This is a genomic window from Paraburkholderia sp. Clong3 (assembly GCF_050436485.1).
GTDB lineage: Bacteria > Pseudomonadota > Gammaproteobacteria > Burkholderiales > Burkholderiaceae > Paraburkholderia > Paraburkholderia tuberum.
In genome coordinates this window covers 1790228-1809833 of the sequence record NZ_JBNDMH010000002.1, presented here as the reverse complement: position 1 = coordinate 1809833, position 19606 = coordinate 1790228, and the positions used below count along the sequence as shown (strand labels likewise).

The following is a 19606-nucleotide window of genomic DNA, read 5'->3' as shown; positions in this document are numbered from 1 at the left end:
CGCGCGTTCGATTTAACACCCGTCGCGTGACATGCGGCGCGCTGATGCACCATAATCGGCAAACTTGACGATCAATCGAGGCGCCAAATTGAAAGGAACTGAACTGGATCTGTATGCAACTGAAGAGCCAGGCCACACTTTGGCTTTCAATCTTTTCGATGGCACATGGGTGTCCGATGTGCCGGGCTACGGTTTAGGTATGGCGCCCCATTTCGACGATGGGCGTCTCCACTGGTTCGAGATCATGTGCGGCGGCTTTTCCGGAAAAAGCGTGCTCGAACTCGGACCCATGGAAGGCGGCCATACGTTCATGATGGCCAAAGCCGGCGCTTCACGTGTCCTTGCTATCGAGGCGAATTCGAAGTCCTTTCTCAAATGCCTGCTCGTGCAGAATGCATTGAAGTTCAATGCCGAATTCATGTATGGCGATTTCAGAGAATTGCTGAAAAAGCGCGATCAGCGATTCGATCTGATTCTTGCAAGCGGCGTGCTCTATCACATGATGGATCCGGTATCGCTACTGGAAGATATGGCATATGCGTCAGATTCGATCTGCATCTGGACGCACTATTACGATGCCGAAGTCGCGCGGACGAATGCGAACCTGCAAAGGCACTTCGATCCGACGCCAACCGTCTCGGAGTTTCGCGGACGCGAAGTGCATCTCCACCGACATAGCTATCTCGACAGCATCAACAACGTAAAATTCATCGGCGGGACTGCTCCGCAAGCCAACTGGATGACCCGTGAAAGCCTGATGACGGTCCTCGACGCACTGGATATGACGGTGATCGTCGGCGTGGACGATCGCGAACAACATCCGGCCGGCCCGTCGATTCTTCTTTACGCTGCTCACATTCCGCATTTCAACGAGGCGCACTATCTTCAGCGCAACCCCGACGTAGCAGAAGCCGTTGCGCACAAGCACATCGGCTCTGGCGCGGAACACTACATCCGCTATGGCCGTGCGGAAGGGCGCTCGTTCGAGTGATCGACACCGCACGGCCAGCGTCGTGTTCAAGCCAGTTACCCTAAAACGCGAACCCGGAAAGTTTCCCGAAAATGAATACTCTCGAGAATCATCGCTTTTTCGATAAGCCCGTCGTCGCGGACGTTCCGATCGACAATCAGACCCAGGTCTTCAAATTCGAAAAATTTCCCGCGGCGGGCCCCGTTCCCTGGCTCGATCGACCGGATGCGCTGGAGCGGGTTGCCGAGCTGTTGTCCCAAGGCGTAATTAGCGAGCAGCAGGCCGAATGGTGCCGCAAATGGGTGAGCGACGGCTACCTGATCATTGAGGGTTTCTTCAAGACGGAACAGCTCGATGCGACGTGGCAAGCCTACGAAAACGCGATTGCCGACGGCACGCTGCGGCCGCCGCCCGAGCCGCTTTTCGAAGGCGATACGCTGCCTGGGCGCACGCTGAATCCGCATTTCAACGTGCCGGCTGTTCGCGAGATGCTGTTCGACGCGCGCATGAACGAGATCGTGAGTCTGCTGCTGGGCGCGAAATCGGCGCCGTTCCAGACGATCGGCGGTCACAAGAGCAGCGAGCAACTCGAGCATTCCGATTCGATTCACATGTCGACCTATCCGAACGGGTATCTGGTCGCGAACTGGATCGCCTTCGAGGATATTCATCCCGACTCCGGGCCGCTCGTTTATCACCCCGGCACGCACAAGCTGCCGTATCTGATGTCGACTGAATTGGGCATGCCGTTCGGTTGCGGGTATTCCGCTTATCACGACATCTACGAACCCGCGATTCAGAAGCTCATCGCTGAACGTTCATCGGGCCCAAAGCACTTCTACCCGAAAAAGGGCGATGTGCTGTTGTGGCATGCGAACCTGCTGCACGGCGGCAGCAAGATGCGCGATCCGGAGCACGTGAGTCGCAAGGCACTGGTTTGCCATTTTTTCGCGGATGGCTGTTTGTGCTATCACGACCTGACCGGCATGCCGTCGAGCCTGACGCCAATCGTCGACTTCGACGGCGAGGCGTACCTCGAGGCCAATCCGGACGTCGCCGCGAGCGGCGGCAATGCATTGCAGCACTACATCTACTACGGTCGATTCGAAGGTCGCCCGTTGAGCAGCGCCGAATCGTTTCGACGCAAGGCGCGGCTTGCCCAACTGCCTGACGGTTTCGATCCGAAGCTTTACCTCGAAGCGAATCCCGACGTCGGCGCGGCGGGCGTCGACCCGGTCGATCACTTCGTCGACTTCGGCCGCGCGGAGGGCCGGCCGTTGCGGCCCTGAGTCATGCGTGGCACCGAAGCAGGCGAAGGCGACCTGCTTCGGCAAGTTCGCGGAAGGTGCATGTCGAAACCTTTGTCCGCGTCTCGCGCGCACAGTCACCCGGGTTGACGACCCGCCTGCGCCCAAAGCATGCGTTCGAGCGCGCCCGCCCCGGCACGGGCCGCCCGCCATCACGCCGCCCGTGCCAGCCTCCTTTGTGCATGCCCCTCCGGTCTTGCTCTAAACTAGCGCCCGCCCAACCCACGCCCCGATGCGCCCCGTCACGAGCAACGACCGATGCCCCCAGCCTCCATCGATCCCGCCGATTCCCCGCATTTCAGCCTGCCGAAACACCCGCCGTTCCAGCGTTTCTGGTGCACCCGCATCCTGTCGTCGCTGTCGTTCCAGATGCTCGCGGTCGCGATGGGCTGGCATGTCTACGCGCTCACGCATAGCGCGTTCGCACTTGGCCTCGTCGGTCTCGCGCAGTTTCTGCCGATGTTCCTGCTGACGCTCGTCGTCGGCCATGTCGCCGATCGTTACGATCGCCGCCGCATCGCCGCCGTCTGCCAGAGCCTCGAAAGTGTCGCTGCATTGCTGTTCGCGATCGGCACCTTCGGCGGCTGGATCAGCGCGCCGGTCATCTACGTGCTGGCTGCCTGCGTCGGCGCGTCGCGCGCGTTCGAATCGCCGGCCGTGGGGTCGCTGCTGCCGGCCGTGGTGCCGCGCGGCTATCTGCCGAAGGCGACCGCGTGGGCGACGTCCGCCAATCAGACCGCGCAGATCGCCGGGCCCGCGCTCGGTGGTCTGCTGTACGGCATCGGTCCCGGTGCCGCGTATCTCGCGTGCACGCTGACGTTCGCGGCGGCAGCCGCGTCGGTGTGGAGCATTCCGTTGCAGATGAAGCCGGCGAGCCGCGCGCCCGTCACGCTCGAATCGATCTTTTCGGGCATCGCGTTCATTCGTCGCGAGCCGGTGATTCTCGGCGCGCTGTCGCTCGATCTGTTCGCGGTACTGTTCGGCGGCGCGACCGCGTTGCTGCCGATCTTCGCGCGCGACGTGCTGCACGCGGGCCCGCTCGGTCTCGGCCTGTTGCGCTCGGGCACGGCGATCGGCGCGCTCGCGGGCACGATCTGGCTCGCGCATTTTCCATTGCGCAACCGGCCCGGCGCGGCGATGTTCGGCGGCGTGATCGCGTTCGGCATCGCGACGATCGTGTTCGGGCTGTCGCATCAGTTCCTCGTGTCGTTGTTCGCGCTGATGGTGCTCGGCGCGTCGGACACGATCAGCGTGGTGGTGCGGCTGTCGCTCGTGCAATTGCGCACGCCCGATGAAATGCTCGGCCGCGTCAGCGCGGTCAATTCGTTGTTCATCGGGACGTCGAATCAATTGGGCGAGTTCGAATCGGGCCTGACCGCGGGATGGTGGGGCGCGCAGCCGGCGGTGCTGGTCGGCGGTGTCGCGACGATCGCGATCGCGCTGTTGTGGATGCGGTTCTTTCCGGAACTGCGGCACACGCGCACGCTCGAGCGCGAAGAGGCGCTCGCGGCGAGCGCCTGATTGCCAGGGCCTGGGCGCCATCGCCCGATCCATGACACGACGAGGAGACGAACCGCATGAGCCAGTCCGAACTGCACCCCGCCGCGCCGGTCGCGGCGACGATCTATCGTGGCGAATCCGTCGAGAACACGCATCTCGCGCACGTCGCGGTCGTCGATGCGGACGGTCGTCTGCTGTATTCGTTCGGCGACGCCGCGCGCATGACGCTCGCGCGTTCCGCGGCGAAGCCGGCCCAGGCGCTCGCGGTGCTCGAAACCGGCGCGCTCGAGCGTTGCGGTTTCGACGAAGCCGATCTCGCGCTGATGTGCGCATCGCACAGCAGCGAGCCGCGTCATATCGAACGCACGCGCGGCATGCTCGCGAAAGCGCAGGCGAGCGAGGCCGATCTGCGTTGCGGCGGCCATCCGCCGTTGTCGGATGCGGTGTACGTCGACTGGATCCGGCGCGGCTTTACGCCCACCGGCGTGTGCAGCAACTGCTCGGGCAAGCACGCGGGCATGCTGGCCGGCGCGGGTTCGATCGGCGCGGCGCTCGCCGGCTATGAACTGCCGGGGCATCCGTTGCAGGTGCGTGTGAAGCAGACGGTCGCGAGCGTCTGCGATCTGCCCGACGAGGGCGTGCAATGGGCGATCGACGGCTGCAATCTGCCGACGCCGGCGTTTGCGCTCGACCGGCTCGCACGTCTGTTCGCGAAGCTCGCGGCGGCGCAGGATCAACAGGAAACCGAAGCCGCCGCGACGACGCCGCGCGCGGCCGCGCTCGCGCGCATCTATCGCGCGATGACGTCGTACCCGGAACTGGTCGGCGGGGAGGGGCGCTTCTGTACGCTGCTGATGCAGGCTTTCGATGGCGCGCTGGTCGGCAAGGTCGGCGCGGACGGCAGCTATGCGATCGGCGTACGCGCATCGCGGCAGACCGCGCGGCTCGGCGCGAAGGGCGCGCTAGGCATCGCGCTGAAGATCGAGGACGGCAATCCCGCCGTGCTCTACGCGGTCACCGCCGAGTTGCTCGCCGTGCTCGATATCGGTACGCCTGAACAACGCGCGGCGCTCGACGGCTTTCATGCGCCGCAGCGGCTCAACACGATGGGCGTCGAGATCGGCCGGATGGACTTCTCGATCGAGCTTGCCGCGCATCGTTGAGCGCGGCGACCCGATTCACTGCTCGACACCCCAGACCTCAAGCCGCCGCCGCCTTCGCCGGCGCGGCACCCAGCGCATCACGGATCGCATCGGCGAGCTCGCTCGCCGCGAACTTCGCGACATAGCCGTTGGCGCCCGCGTTCTTCACATGCGCCTCATTGGCCGCGCCCGTCAGCGACGAGTGAATGATCACCGGAATATCGCGCGTGCGTTCATCGGCCTTGATCTGGCGCGTCAGCATGAAGCCGTCCATCTCCGGCATCTCCAGATCGGTCAATACGAGCGCGATGGTGTCTTTCGCGCGCGCGCCGTTTTTCTGCGCTTCGCGCGCGACCTGCTGCAGCGTCTGCCACGCTTCGTCGCCGGTCTTCGTCATGATGTAGTCAGCGCCGATCGCGGTGAGCGCCTGTTCGATCAGCTTGCGCGCGAAGCCGGAGTCGTCGGCGGCGAGGATCTTCGCGCCGCGGCGGATGCCGAGCGCCTGGCCGACCGAGGCCGGATCGACGCTCGGATGCTGCGACGGGAACACGTCGCGCAACACCTGCTCGACGTCGATCACCTGGGCGAGGCGCGAGTCGCCGGTATTGCCGTCGATGCGCGCGATGCTCGTGACGAGCTTGCCGCCCGCCGAGCCATCGGCCGACAGCACCTGGTTCCATTCGAGTCGCACGATGTCGTCGACTTCCTCGACCGCGAAGGCCTGCGTCGAACGCGCGAATTCGGTGACCAGCAGGATGTTCAGGCCGCGCGTCGGCTCGCAGCCCATCAACCGCGGCAGATCGATCACGGGGATGATCTGCCCGCGAATGTCGACCGCGCCCATCACGTAAGGCGACGATCCGGCGATCGGCGTGACGGTCGGCATCGTCGAGATTTCGCGCACCTTGAACACGTTGATCCCATACAACTCGTGCGCGTCGCTGCCCGGCACGTGGCCGAGGCGGTATAGCAGCAGCTCGAACTTGTTGGAGCTCGTCAGGTTGCTGCGTTCGGTGTGGCGCTCGTGATTGGCACGGTGGTCGTCTGCCATCGGAATCGTTCTCCAGAATTGCGGTGCTGAGCGGTGCTGAGCGTGCCTGTATCTGGTTATCGGCGCCGATGGCGAAAAATCCAGCACTGCGTGGCAGCGTCGAGCGGCGCGCGATTCACGCGAATACGGCAAACGTGTGCGCATTCATATGAGGGTTACCTAAGGTTACAGAAGCGACAGCAGCGTTTCACCTGCCCGACGGCGTGGCTTCTAGAATCGGCAGCGATAAAAGCGTGGCGTCGCGCTGGGCTCGCAAGCAGTCCGCAGCGTTTTGCATCGCGCGCTTCGTTCGCGGCGCACACGTGTCCGTCGTTTTGCTTTCAGATGCTTTCACCTCAAGGAGAACGTATGATCCGCCTGCCTTCCGTCCCTTCCGTCGCTTTGGCCCGCATCGCCGCCGTTGCCTGCTTCGGTGGTCTTCTGACGGCCGCCTCGGTGGCCAGCGCGCAGAGCGCCGCGTCCACGGACACGGGCCGCCTGCATGCCGCCGACCAGACCTTCATCGCGGACGGCACGCAAGCCGTCGCGACGCAGCGCGATGCCGCGCGTATCGCCACCGCGCGTTCGGCCGACCGCGACGTGAAGGCCTTCGCCGAGCGCGTGTCGAGCGACGACGCCAGGATCACCGACGCGTTGCGCGCGGCGAGTCCGCGCGGTGTCGACGTGCCGAAGAACGATCCCGATGCGGCCGCGCTCGCAAGCATCAACCACCTGCGCGGCGCGGACTTCGACAAGGTGTACATCGAGCAGGTCGCGCTCGCGGGTGAACAGAAGGCACTGTCCGCTTTCCAGGCGGAAATCGCAGCGGGCCGCGACGAGCAGTTGAAGGCCGCCGCGAAACAGGCGCTGCCGACGATCCAGCAGCACTATGCGATGGCGCAGGATCTCGCGAAGCGCAAGCATCTGTCCGTGGCCGCGCAATAAGCGGCGTCACGTCGCTACGCGGCAGGCGGCGGTACTTCGAACCCGGGCTTTTCGGCGATAATCGTGCGCTTCTTCCGACGATTCTTCGCGCCTCCGATTCCAGGTACCGCATGAGCAAGCACGCCAGTCTGCCGCAACAGTTGGACCATCTGCTTCGACAAGCCGTCGCGCTCCAGCAGAACGGCGCGCTCGTCGAAGCCGAAGAGATGTATCGCGAGATACTCGAACTGAAGCCGAAGCATGGCGATGCGTTGCGCTGGCTCGGCGAACTCGCGCTGCAAACGGGCCGCTTGCAGGAAGGCGTCGATCTGCTGAAGAAGGCGCTCGTGGTCAACGCGAGACAGCCGGCCGTGCATTCGAATCTCGCCTATGCGCTGAACGCGTTGCAGCGCCATGACGAAGCGCTCGCGTGTGCCGAGCGGGCGCTCGCGATGCAGCCGAAATTCGCCGATGCGTTGAACAATCGCGGCAACGCATTGGCGGCGCTGAACCGTCCGCTCGATGCGCTCGCGAGCTACGAACGCGCGCTTTCGCTCGTGCCGGAGTTTGCGCCGGCGTGGAACAATCGCGCATGCGTGCTGCGCGATCTCGGTCGCTATGCCGATGCGCTCGATAGCTGCGACCAGGCGCTCGCGTTGCAGCCGAACTATCCGGATGCGTGGAGCAATCGCGGCAACGTGCTCGGCGATCTGAACCAGCCGCACGAAGCACAACACTGCTACCAACGCGCGCTGGAACTTGCGCCTGCTTTCGTCGATGCATGGAACAACCTCGGTCTCGCGCAGATCGATCTGAATCAGCGCGAACAGGCGTTGTCGAGCTATCAGCGCGCGCTTGCGTTGAATCCGGCGTCGGTCGAAACGCACTGGAACCAGGCGCTGTGCCTGCTGCAAATGGGCCGCTTCGATACCGGCTGGCGCGAATACGAATGGCGTTGGGAGCGCAGCCGCATCAAGGCCGGCAGGCGCGCGTTCGCGCAGCCGTTGTGGCTCGGCGATGTTCCGCTCGACGGCAAAACGATTCTGCTGCATGCGGAGCAGGGCCTGGGCGACACGTTGCAGTTCTGCCGCTATGCGCCGCTCGTTGCGAAGCTCGGCGCGAAGGTCGTGCTCGAAGTGCCGGGCGCGTTGTTGCGATTGCTGTCGACGCTCGATGGTGTCGATCAGTTGATCGAAGCGGGGCAGCCGTTGCCGCCGTTCGATTGTCATTGCCCGCTGCTGAGCTTGCCGCTTGCGTTCGGCACGGACGAAGCGAGCATTCCGGCGGCGACGCCGTATCTTTTTGCGCAGCCGGCGGCCGTCAGCGAATGGCGTGAGCGGATCGAACACGACGGCAACATCAACGCGGATGCCAACGCAATCAGGCCGCTGAAAGTCGGCCTCGTCTGGGCCGGCGAGAACCGCGCGCAGATCGCCGAGCTGCGCAAGATCGACGCGCGTCGGTCGCTCACGTTCGAGCAACTCGCGCCGCTCCTCGAGGTGCCGAACGTTCGCTTCTTCAGCGTGCAGAAGGGCGCGGCCGCACCGCAATTAGCCGAAAGCGCCTACGGTGAACGCGTCGCCGATTACACCGGGCTGCTGCACGATTTCGCCGATACCGCCGCGCTCGTCGCCAGTCTCGATCTGGTGATTTCGGTCGATACGTCCACCGCGCATCTGGCCGGCGCGCTCGACAAACCTGTCTGGATCCTGAACCGCTTCGACACCTGCTGGCGCTGGTTGCTCGAACGCAGCGACACGCCGTGGTATCCGTCCGCACGTCTGTTCCGTCAACCGGCGCTCGGCGATTGGGGCGGCGCGATCGATGCCGTGCGCGATGCATTGGCGGATCTGAGCGCCCCGCCTTCGTGACGCCTTTTGGCGGACACGCGTAGACTGAACCTCCGTTCATCGATGGCAATGCCACGGAGAGTTCTTCAATGGAATACAGACATCTGGGTGCATCGGGTTTCAAGGTGCCGGTGCTGAGTCTCGGCACCGGTACGTTCGGCGGCAAGGGTGAATTTTTTGAGGCGTGGGGCGCGACCGACGTCGCCGAAGCGCGGCGTCTGATCGACATCTGCTTCGACGCGGGCGTCACGATGTTCGACACCGCCGACATCTATTCGAAGGGCGCGTCCGAGTCGGTGCTCGGCGAGGCGCTGAAGGGCAAGCGCGACAAGGCGATCCTGTCGACCAAGGCGACGTTTCGTTTCGACGACGATCCGAACGGCGTCGGCTCGTCGCGCTTCCATCTGATCCAGGCGGTCGATTCAGCGCTCAAGCGTCTGCAAACCGATTACATCGACCTGTTCCAGCTGCACGGCTTCGACGCGAAAACGCCGATCCCCGAAGTGCTGTCCACGCTCGACGACCTCGTGCGCGCGGGCAAGATCCGCTATATCGGCGTGTCGAATTTCTCCGGCTGGCATCTGATGAAGTCGCTCGATATCGCCGACCGTTACGGCTATCCGCGCTATGTCGCGAATCAGACCTACTACTCGCTGGTCGGGCGCGACTACGAGTGGGAGCTGATGCCGCTCGGTGTCGACCAGGGCGTCGGTGCGGTGGTGTGGAGTCCGCTCGGTTGGGGGCGCTTGACCGGCAAGCTCAAGCGCGGCCAGCCGCTGCCGGAGACGAGCCGTCTGCACAAGACCGCCGACATGGGGCCGCCGGTGCCGGAAGACTATCTGTTCCGCGTGCTCGATGCGCTCGACGAAATTGCCGCCGAAACCGGCAAGACCGTGCCGCAGATCGCGCTGAACTGGCTGCTGCAACGGCCGACCGTCGCGACGCTGTTGATCGGCGCGCGCAACGAGGAGCAACTGCGGCAGAACCTCGGCGCGGTCGGCTGGAATCTGACGCCGGAGCAGGTCGCGAAGCTCGATGCGGCCAGCACGGTGCGCCCCGCGTATCCGTACTGGCATCAGGAAGGCTTCGCGGAACGCAATCCCAAGGCGGTTTGAGCGGCGGGTCGACCACGTTCCAGGCGCCGCAGCCGGCGCAATGCACTGGTCCAGCGCGGCCGCACGCTGGACTAGCGCATCCCATCAAGCCAAACCGCCATTGGCCCGCAATACCTGCCCATTGACCCAACCCGCATCCGGGCCGACCAGAAACGCGACCACGCCCGCCACGTCTTCCGGCTCGCCGAGGCGTTGCAGCGGCGGCATCTTCGCGAACGTCTCGATCTGCTCGTCGGTCTTGCCTTCGAGGAACAGCGCGGTCGCGATCGGTCCCGGCGCGACCGCATTCACTGTGATGTTGCGCCCGCGCAGTTCCTTCGCGAACACACGCGTGAACGCTTCGACGGCTGCCTTGGTTGCCGTGTAGATGCCATAGCCGGGCAGGTTCAGCGCGAGCACGCTGGTCGAGAAATTGACGATGCGCCCGCCGTCGTTCAGGCGCGCGGCCGCTTCGCGCAGCGTGTTGAAGGTGCCGCGCACGTTGATGTCGAAGGCTTGGTCGTAGAGTGCGTCGGGCGTGTCGGCGAGCGGCGTGGGCTTCATCACGCCCGCGTTGTTGACGAGCACATCCACCTTGCCGAGTTCGCGTTCGGTGATTTCGAACATGCGACGTACGTCGCCGGGCTTCGACACGTCGGCTTGCACCGCGACCGCCTTGCCGCCAGCTTCGCGGATCGCGCTGACGAGCGCGTCGGCTTCGCCCGCGCTCGCTGCGTAGTTGACGGCGACCGCGTAGCCGTCGTTCGCGAGCCGCTGTGCGATCGCCGTGCCGATGCCGCGCGATGCGCCCGTGACGATGGCGACTTTCGGTTGTGGATTCGTGCTCATGATTGGTTTCCTCATAGAAGGTGGTGGATCGGTGAGGTGAATCATGAACGCTTTGCGGGCAGAGATAATCCGGTTAGACTCGCCTTCATCATTCCGTTTGCTTTAATAATCCGCCGCTATGGACCGTTTCGAGGAAATGCGCGTATTCGTGCGGATCGCCGAGCGCCAGAGCTTCACGCGCGCCGCCGACGATCTGCAAATTCCGCGCGCGACCGTCACCAACCTGATGAAGCGCCTCGAGCAGCGGCTCGGCGCGCGGTTGCTCGAACGCACGACCCGCACGGTGCGGCTCACGCCCGACGGTGAAGCGCACTACCAGCGCTGCGTGCGCCTGATCGCCGACATGGAGGAGGCCGAGGGGGCGTTTTCCAATCTCGCGCCGAAGGGGCTGTTGCGCGTGAACGTGCAGGGCATGCTCGCGCGGCACTTCGTGGTGCCGGCGCTGCCCGCGTTTCTCGCGCGCTTTCCCGACATCGAGCTGATGATCGGCGAGGACGACCGGCTCGTCGACCTCGTGCGCGAGGGCATCGATTGCGTGCTGCGCGCGGGCGTGCTGCAGGATTCGTCGATGGTCGGGCGGCGCGTCGCGCAACTGCAGCAGGTGACGGTCGCGAGTCCCGCGTATCTGGCCGCGTATGGCGAGCCGGCCGATCCTGACGCGCTGTCGACGCATCGCGCGGTCAACTACGTGTCGAGCGCGACCGGCAAGCCGGTGCCGCTCGAATTCCGTGTCGACGGGCGGGATGCCGCGCTCGTGCTGCCGTCGGCGGTGTCGGTCAGCGGCGCCGAACTGTACACGGGCGCGGCCCTCGCCGGGCTCGGCATCGTGCAGGTACCGCGTTACCGCGTGGATGGCGAGTTGGCGGCGGGGCGGCTGCGGGTCATTCTGGCGGACTATCCGCCGCCGCCGATGCCGGTGTCGGTGCTGTATCCGCAGAACCGGCAGTTGTCGTCGCGCGTGCGGGTGTTCGCGCAGTGGCTGCGGGAGATTTTCGAGCCGGTGAGTTGAGGGAGCGAAAAACGCAAAGGAATGCGTTTTCGTGGTTAACGCCTGGACATGTGCGCCTCGCATAATGTCATTCTCAAGCGCGCAGAAAGCCGCCCGTGATCGAGGGTGGACGCACAGAACGACCGGGGGATCTGATCATGAATCGTTTTCGTTCGCTGGGTGTGGCGACGGGCGCGGCGCAGTTCGCCAGTGCCGACATCCTCAGCCGGATGAGCACGGCGTCGCGCCGGCCAGGCGCCGCGCGCCCATTCGATCTGATTTTCGAACCGCGCGCGTGGCAAGGGCCCGCCGCGCCCGAGGCGACGGACCCGCAGTTCAAGATCCACGTGTTCGACACGATGCGCGCGTTCGAAAAACGCGGCGTCGACGCGATCGTGCTGCCATGCTTTCTGAGCCACACCTTCATCGACGAACTCGCGGCCAACGTCAGCGTGCCGGTCGCCAACGTCATGACCGCGCTGTCCGCGCACGTGCGGCGCACCTATCCGTCGGCGCGCCGAATCGGCGTGCTGACGTCGACAGCGATTCGCGCGAACGGCCTGTTCGAGCGCTACTTCGAAGCCGGGCGGTTCGACCTGTGCTATCCGCGCAACGACACCGGTTACGACGGCGTGACGAGCGCCGTCCTTGGTGTCGGGGGCATCCGCGATGGGCGCCTGCACGGGCGGCCCGTCGAGCTGTTGCGCGCGGCGTGCGCGGATCTGGTCGCGCAGGGCGTCGACCTGATCGTGCCGGGGCTCGCGGAGATCGGCCTCGTGCTGCGCGCGCTCGGGCGCATTGAGGTGCCGCTCGTCGATGCGAACCAGGTGTATGCGCGCTATGTCGCGGCGGCGCAGTACACGCAGCCGGAGCGGGCGTTCCGCCTGGGCGTAGTCGGCGGCATCGGGCCGGCCGCGACCGTCGATTTCATGGCCAAGGTCGTGCGCAACACGCCGGCCGCGCGCGACCAGGACCATATCCGGATCATGGTCGAGCAGAATCCGCAGATCCCCGACCGCACCGCGGCGCTGCTCGAGCGCGGCGACGATCCCACCCTCGCGCTGTACGCGGCCTGCAAGACGCTCGAGGACGGCGGCGCGGATCTGATCGCGATTCCGTGCAATACCGCGCATGCGTTCGTCGAGCGGCTCCAGCCGGCGCTGCGCGTGCCGATCGTCAATATGCTGACCTGTACCGCCGATTATCTGCGCGAGACCTTTCCGGGTCTGCGCGAAGTGGGCGTGCTGGCCACCTCGGGCACGCTCGCGAGCCGCGTCTACGAACAGGCGCTCGACGCGCACGGCCTGGTGCAGATCGCGCCGTCCGCCACTGCGCAAGCGCGTCTGATGAACGCGATCTACGGCCCGCGCGGCGTGAAGGCGGGGCACACGTCGGGCGACTGTTGCGACGACCTCGCGGCGGCCGTCGACGATCTGGTCGCGCAGGGCGTGCAGGTGATCGTGCTCGCGTGCACGGAGTTGCCGTTGCTGTTGCGCGAACCGGTGCTCGCGTCTCCGGGCGGGCGCGTGGTGCGGCTCGTCGATCCGACCGAGGTGCTGGCGAGGCGTTGCGTTGCGTATGCGCTTGGCGACGGTGTCGCACGTGGCACACCGGCGGGTTGCGCGACGCCGCAGGCGGCGGGGTGCTCGCGGGTTGAAAGCGCGCTCGGCTAGTCAGGCAGCGTGACCGCGGCGCAGCCGTTTGTGCCTCGCCGCCGATCCAGAGGTCAAGGCGCGTCTGCGCCCGCCATGGAAAACTGTATAAACATACAGTATAGTATCCCCCTACAGCCAGGCTTCCGGGCGCTCCTCGCGCCGACCCGGCTGCACCGAACTTGCGCGGTCGCGAGAGCCGGCCGTGAGAGGTGACCCACTCCTTCAGACGGTCGGAAAAATTGTCCTCCAACGACGCAACCCTTGACACCCTCGCTGACACTCCCCAAGGCGGCAACCCGAGCGGCAACAAGATCCAGGGCACGATCCGCATTCGCGGCGCCCGCCAGCACAACCTGAAAAATGTCGACCTCGACGTGCGCACCGGCGAAATGACGGTCGTCACGGGGCCGTCGGGCTCGGGCAAGTCGAGCCTCGTGTTCGACACGCTGTATGCGGAAGGCCAGCGCCGCTACGTCGAAACCTTCAGCGCGTACGCGCGCCAGTTCCTCGACCGGATGGATCGGCCGCAGGTCGACCGCGTCGACGGCGTGCCGCCCGCCATCGCGATCGACCAGACCAACCCGGTGCGCAGCTCGCGCTCCACGGTCGGCACGATGACCGAGCTCAACGATCACCTGAAGCTGCTGTACGCGCGCGCGGCCGAGCTGTTCGACCGCCAGAGCGCCTATCTGGTGCGGCACGACACGCCGGAGACGATCTACGCGGAACTGCTCGAGCGCACCGCGCAGGAGGAGCCGCGGCTCGTCGTCACGTTCCCGGTCGAGCTGCCGGAGTCGGCGTCCGCGCAGGAGGTCGAGCAGTGGTTGTCGGCGAGCGGCTATACGCGCGTGCAGGCGCAGCGCGAAGTCGATTCGCCGACCGGCAAGCGCAAGTTGCTCGACGTCGTCGCCGACCGCTTCCGGCTGCGCTCGGTGGATAAAGCACGCGCGATCGAGGCGATCGAGGCATCGCTGAAGCGCGGCGGCGGGCGCGTCAATATTTACGTGCTGCCGGCTACCTCGGACGAGCCGCAGGCCGAAGCCGCCGAGCCGCGCATCTGGCGTTTCTCCACCGGCTTGCACAGCCCCGAAAGCGATCTGCGCTATGCCGACCCGCAGCCCGCGCTGTTCTCGTTCAACTCGGCCTATGGCGCTTGTGATGCCTGCCGCGGTTTTGGCCGCGTGATCGGCGTCGACCTCGGTCTCGTGATCCCCGACGCGCGCAAGACGCTGCGCGAAGGTGCGGTCAAGCCGATGCAGACGCCCGCGTGGAAGGAGTGCCAGGACGACCTGATGCGCTACGCGGCGAAAGCCGACATCCGCCGCGACACGCCGTGGGGCGAGCTCAGCGAGCGCGAACGCAGCTGGGTCATCAACGGCTCGCCGGACTGGAACGGCAAGTGGCAGACGCATTGGTACGGCGTCAAACGCTTCTTCGACTATCTCGAATCGAAGGCGTACAAGATGCATATCCGCGTGCTGCTGTCGAAATACCGCAGCTACACGCCGTGCGAAACCTGCGGCGGCGCGCGTCTGAAAACCGAATCGCTGCTGTGGCGCCTCGGCAGCAAGGCCAATGCGAACGACGTGCTCGCGCCCTCGCAGCGCTTCATGCCGCGCGGCGTGAAGTGGTCGCGCGCGCAGCTCGAAGCGTTGCCGGGCCTGACCGTGCACGATCTCATGCTGATGCCGATCGAGCGCATCCGCCGCTTCTTCGACGACATCACGCTGCCGAGCGCGTTGCTCGACGACGCGCTGAAGCTGCTGCTCGCCGAAGTGCGCACGCGCCTCAAGTATCTATGCGACGTCGGTCTCGGCTATCTGACGCTCGACAGGCAAAGCCGCACGCTGTCGGGCGGCGAGGTGCAGCGTATCAACCTGACCACCGCGCTCGGCACGTCGCTGACCAAGACGCTGTTCGTGCTCGACGAGCCGAGCATCGGCCTGCACCCGCGCGACCTGAATCGCATCGTCGAAGCGATGCACCGGCTGCGCGACGCGGGCAATACGCTGGTCGTGGTCGAGCATGATCCGTCGGTGATGCTCGCGGCGGACCGGCTCATCGACATGGGTCCGGGACCGGGCGAGCGCGGCGGCTCGATCATTTTCGACGGCGCGCCCGAGGCGATTCGCTCGACCGGCACGCTGACCGGCGAGTACCTCGGCGGCCGGCGCCATGTCGCGGATGCCGCGCACTGGTCGCGTCGCGCGGTCGACGCGAGCACGCCGCGCATCGTGCTCGAAGGTGCGAGCGAGCACAATCTGCGCGACGTCACGGTCGAAATTCCATTGCAGCGGCTCGTCTGCGTGACCGGCGTGTCGGGTTCCGGCAAATCGACGCTGCTGCAGGACGTGCTGTATCCGGCGATGGCGCGCCACTTCGGGCTCGCCACCGAAGCGCCGGGCGCGTTCAAGGCGCTGAACGGCGCGGACCAGGTCACCGACGTCGTGTTCGTCGACCAGTCGCCGATCGGCAAGACCGCACGCTCGAATCCGGCCAGCTACGTCGGCGCGTTCGACGAAATCCGCAAGCTGTTCGCGAAGGCACCGCTCGCGCAACAGCGCGGCTACGGCCCCGGCATGTTCAGCTTCAATTCGGGCGATGGCCGCTGCCCGACCTGTGGCGGCTCGGGGTTCGAGCACATCGAAATGCAGTTCCTCTCCGACGTGTACCTGCGCTGCCCCGATTGCGACGGGCGCCGTTATCGCGCGGAAATTCTGGAGGTGAAGATCGAGCGCGACCAGCCGGTACGCGGGTTGAGCATTGCCGACGTGCTCGAACTGACCGTCAGCGAGGCTGCCGCGTACTTCGCGCAGGACGCCGAAGTATTGCGCGTGCTGCAACCGATCGTCGACGTCGGGCTCGAATACGTGAAGCTCGGCCAGCCCGTGCCGACGCTGTCGGGCGGCGAGGCGCAGCGGCTCAAGCTCGCGGGCTTTCTTGCGGAATCGGCACAGGCGCGCGGCGCACGCGGCGCGAAGCAGGTGATCGCGAAGCGTCTGTTCATGTTCGACGAACCGACCACGGGTCTGCATTTCGACGACATCGCGAAGCTGATGCAGGCGTTCGGCAAGCTGCTCGCGAGCGGTCATTCGCTGATCGTGATCGAGCACAATCTCGACGTGATCCGCGCGGCCGACTGGATCATCGACCTCGGTCCCGAAGGCGGCGACGGCGGTGGCCGCGTGTTGTGCGCGGGCACGCCGGACGAAGTGAAAGCGTGCGCCGAATCGCATACCGGCGAGGCGTTGCTGCAATACGACCGCGCGATGGACACCGCAACCGCGGCGGAGCCCCAGGGCATCCCGCTGCAGAAGGCCCTGAGCGCGGCCCGCGCACGTCGCGCGATCGAAGGCGAGGACGTGGTGCGCATCGTCAACGCGCGCGAGCACAACCTGAAGGCGCTCGACGTCGACATTCCGCATGGCAAGTTCAACGTAATCACCGGCGTGTCGGGCTCGGGCAAATCGACGCTCGCGTTCGACATCCTGTTCCACGAAGGTCAGCGGCGCTACCTCGAATCGCTGAACGCGTATGCCCGCTCGATCGTGCAGCCGGCCGGACGGCCCGAAGTCGACGCGGTGTATGGCATTCCACCGACCGTCGCGATCGAGCAGCGGCTCTCGCGCGGCGGTCGCAAGAGTACCGTCGCCACGACCTCGGAGGTGTGGCACTTCCTGCGTCTGCTGTACGTGAAGCTCGGCTTGCAGCACTGCATTCACGACGGCACGCCGGTCACGTCGCAAAGCGCCGAATCGATCGCGGCGCAGTTGCTGCGCGATCACAAGGGCCAGCATGTCGGCTTCCTCGCGCCGCTCGTCGTGAACCGCAAGGGCGTCTATACGGACCTCGCGAAATGGGCAAAAGCGCGCGGCAATACGCATCTGCGTGTGGACGGCGAGTTCGTGCCGGTCGATCCGTGGCCGAAGCTCGATCGTTTCCGCGAGCACACGATCGAGCTGCCGGTCGCTGACCTCGTCATCTCGGCCGATCACGAAGCGGAGCTGCGCGAAGCGCTCGATCAGACGCTCGACATCGGTAAAGGCATCATGCATCTGCTCGCGCCGCTCGACGGTCTGCACGACGCGCTCAACGGCGGCGAGTCCACCGCGAAGCTCGGCGACGTGAAGGTGCTGTCGACGAAGCGCGCGTGTCCGGTGTGCGGCACGAGCTACCCCGAGCTCGACCCGCGCATGTTCTCGTACAACAGCAAGCATGGCTGGTGCACGAGCTGCGTCGGCACGGGACTGTCGCTGACGCGCGAGCAGCGGGCCGCGTACGACGACACGATCGTCGTCGACGACAATCGCGGTCGCGAGCAGAGCCTGCCCTCGGAGGAGCAGGAACCGGAAGGACTCGTCGACGAGCCGTGTCCGGATTGCGCGGGCACGCGTCTGAATCCGGTCGCGCGCGCGGTCACGTTCGACTCGCAGGCAATCGTCGACGTCGCGCAATGGACCGTGTCCGACACGCGCGCGTGGATCGACACGCTGCGGATGACGGGCCGCGACGCCGAAATCGCGCGCGACGTGGTCAGCGAAATCGGCAGCCGGCTGCAGTTCCTCGAAGAAGTCGGGCTCGGCTATCTGAGCCTCGATCGCGCGGCGCCGAGTTTGTCGGGCGGCGAAGCGCAGCGCATCCGGCTCGCCGCGCAGCTCGGCAGCAATCTGCAGGGCGTGTGTTACGTGCTCGACGAGCCGACCATCGGTCTGCATCCGCGCGACAACCAGATTTTGCTGAACGCGCTGCGCAAGCTCGGCGACAAGGGCAATACGCTCGTCGTCGTCGAGCATGACGAAGATACGATCCGGCGCGCGGATCACATCATCGATATCGGGCCGGGCGCGGGCAAGCGCGGCGGCACGCTGATCGCGCAGGGCAGCGTCGCGGACCTGTCCGCACAGCCCGATTCGCTGACCGGGCGTTTCCTCGCACAGCCGATCGTGCATCCGCTGCAGCCGCGCCGCGAGGTCGTCGCGCCGGGCAAGCGTGCGGCCGCGGTGCCGGAGAACTGGCTGACCGTGCATGGCGGCAAGCTGCATAACCTGCGCGACGTGACGGTCGGCATTCCGCTCGCGCGGCTCGTCGCGGTGACGGGCGTCAGCGGCTCCGGCAAGTCGACGCTCGCGCGCGACGTGCTGATGACCAATCTGCTCGATGCGGTCGGGCGCTCGGTGCTGTCGTCGCCGGCCGCGCGCCGCGCGCGTGCGGCCGCCGAGGAGAAGCCGGCCGCGAACCGGCGTTCGAGCGTGCTCGCGCGCTCGGCGCCGCGCGCGCCGCTGAACGTCACGCACATATGGCAGGGCTGCGATTCGGTCACCGGCTGGGAAAGCATCGACCGCGTGCTGGAAGTCGATCAGACGCCGATCGGCAAGACGCCGCGTTCGTGTCCCGCCACCTACATCGGCGTGTGGGATGCGATCCGCAAGCTGTTCGCGGGCACGCTGGAGGCGCGCGCGCGCGGCTATACCGCGTCGCGTTTCTCGTTCAACACGGGCGAGGGCCGTTGCCCCGCATGCGAGGGCCAGGGCGTGCGCACGATCGGCATGAGCTTCCTGCCCGACGTGAAGGTGCCGTGCGACGTCTGCCACGGCCAGCGCTTCAATCCGGAGACACTCGCGGTCACGTGGCGCGGCAAGAACATCGGCGACGTGCTGACCATGGAAATCGACGAAGCGGTCGAGTTCTTCGCGTCGATTACGAACATCGGGCATCCGCTGCAACTGATGAAAGACGTCGGGCTCGGCTATCTGACGCTCGGCCAGCCATCGCCGACGCTGTCGGGCGGCGAGGCGCAGCGCATCAAGCTCGTCACCGAGCTGAGCAAGGTGCGCGACGACATCACGCGGCGTGGCCAGAAGCCGCCGCACACGCTGTACGTGCTGGACGAGCCAACGGTCGGGCTGCACATGGCGGACGTCGCGAAGCTGATTCGCGTGCTGCACCGGCTCGTGGATGGCGGGCATAGCGTCGTCGTCATCGAGCACGATCTCGACGTGATCGCCGAGGCGGACTGGATCATCGACCTCGGTCCGGAGGGCGGCGTGGGCGGCGGTACGATCGTTGCGGCAACGGATCCGGAAAGCCTGTCGCGCGTGGCCGCGAGTCACACGGGCGCGGCTCTGCGGCCGGTGCTCGCGCGCACGGCCGCTACGTCGACGCTGGCCGGCGAAGGGACGAATGGCTGAGGCACGGTGACGAGCGGTGGCGCGGCCGTTGCGCGCCGCGATGCCGTTCCCCAGCCGACTGTTTGCTCGCATTCCCAGACGCGCGCATCAGGTATGCCGTTGCAACTTC

At 65.9% G+C, this 19606-nt stretch carries 12 protein-coding genes; 10 read left to right on the top strand and 2 right to left on the bottom strand.

Annotated features, from left to right (window positions below; genetic code table 11):
* Positions 1-88 precede the first annotated feature (88 nt).
* From OKW30_RS12510 to OKW30_RS12495, 4 genes are all read left to right on the top strand, one after another.
* A complete protein-coding gene (locus OKW30_RS12510; protein ID WP_429346831.1) occupies positions 89-991 on the top strand; it encodes a class I SAM-dependent methyltransferase in 903 nt (300 codons plus the stop codon).
* Between the two features lie 71 nt (positions 992-1062).
* Positions 1063-2259 (top strand): phytanoyl-CoA dioxygenase family protein, encoded by a 1197-nt coding sequence (locus OKW30_RS12505; RefSeq protein WP_429346830.1) that lies wholly within the window; start codon positions 1063-1065, stop codon positions 2257-2259.
* 276 nt (positions 2260-2535) lie between these two features.
* Positions 2536-3798, top strand: coding sequence for an MFS transporter (locus OKW30_RS12500; RefSeq protein ID WP_429346829.1), 1263 nt, complete (start codon positions 2536-2538; stop codon positions 3796-3798).
* 56 nt (positions 3799-3854) lie between these two features.
* The gene (locus OKW30_RS12495; protein WP_429346828.1) at positions 3855-4940 is read left to right on the top strand and encodes an asparaginase; all 1086 of its coding nucleotides are present in this window, start codon (positions 3855-3857) and stop codon (positions 4938-4940) included.
* Between the two features lie 37 nt (positions 4941-4977).
* Here OKW30_RS12495 and OKW30_RS12490 read toward each other — a convergent pair whose 3' ends face one another.
* The gene (locus OKW30_RS12490; protein WP_187629180.1) at positions 4978-5970 is read right to left on the bottom strand and encodes a chemotaxis protein; all 993 of its coding nucleotides are present in this window, start codon (positions 5968-5970) and stop codon (positions 4978-4980) included.
* 348 nt (positions 5971-6318) lie between these two features.
* On the opposite strand from OKW30_RS12490, the gene OKW30_RS12485 reads away from it, so the two are divergent.
* The 3 genes from OKW30_RS12485 to OKW30_RS12475 all read left to right on the top strand — a co-directional run bounded on the left by OKW30_RS12485 (position 6319) and on the right by OKW30_RS12475 (position 9838).
* Positions 6319-6894, top strand: a complete 576-nt coding sequence (locus tag OKW30_RS12485) for a DUF4142 domain-containing protein (RefSeq protein ID WP_184070144.1) — start codon at positions 6319-6321, stop codon at positions 6892-6894.
* Positions 6895-7004: 110 nt separating this feature from the next.
* Positions 7005-8744, top strand: coding sequence for a tetratricopeptide repeat protein (locus OKW30_RS12480; RefSeq protein WP_429346827.1), 1740 nt, complete (start codon positions 7005-7007; stop codon positions 8742-8744).
* 68 nt (positions 8745-8812) lie between these two features.
* A complete protein-coding gene (locus OKW30_RS12475; RefSeq protein WP_184070140.1) occupies positions 8813-9838 on the top strand; it encodes an aldo/keto reductase in 1026 nt (341 codons plus the stop codon).
* Between the two features lie 84 nt (positions 9839-9922).
* Here the strand turns inward: OKW30_RS12475 and OKW30_RS12470 are convergent, their stop codons facing one another.
* Positions 9923-10666: an SDR family oxidoreductase gene (locus OKW30_RS12470; RefSeq protein WP_429346826.1), complete on the bottom strand. Its 744-nt coding sequence runs from the start codon at positions 10664-10666 to the stop codon at positions 9923-9925.
* Between the two features lie 118 nt (positions 10667-10784).
* Here OKW30_RS12470 and OKW30_RS12465 point away from each other — a divergent pair, with 118 nt between their 5' ends.
* From OKW30_RS12465 to uvrA, 3 genes are all read left to right on the top strand, one after another.
* Positions 10785-11675, top strand: a complete 891-nt coding sequence (locus OKW30_RS12465) for a LysR family transcriptional regulator (RefSeq protein ID WP_429346825.1) — start codon at positions 10785-10787, stop codon at positions 11673-11675.
* 137 nt (positions 11676-11812) lie between these two features.
* Positions 11813-13327, top strand: a complete 1515-nt coding sequence (locus OKW30_RS12460) for an amino acid racemase (protein WP_429346824.1) — start codon at positions 11813-11815, stop codon at positions 13325-13327.
* Between the two features lie 221 nt (positions 13328-13548).
* A complete protein-coding gene (gene uvrA / locus OKW30_RS12455; RefSeq protein WP_429346823.1) occupies positions 13549-19497 on the top strand; it encodes an excinuclease ABC subunit UvrA in 5949 nt (1982 codons plus the stop codon).
* The last annotated feature ends 109 nt before the right edge of the window (positions 19498-19606 follow it).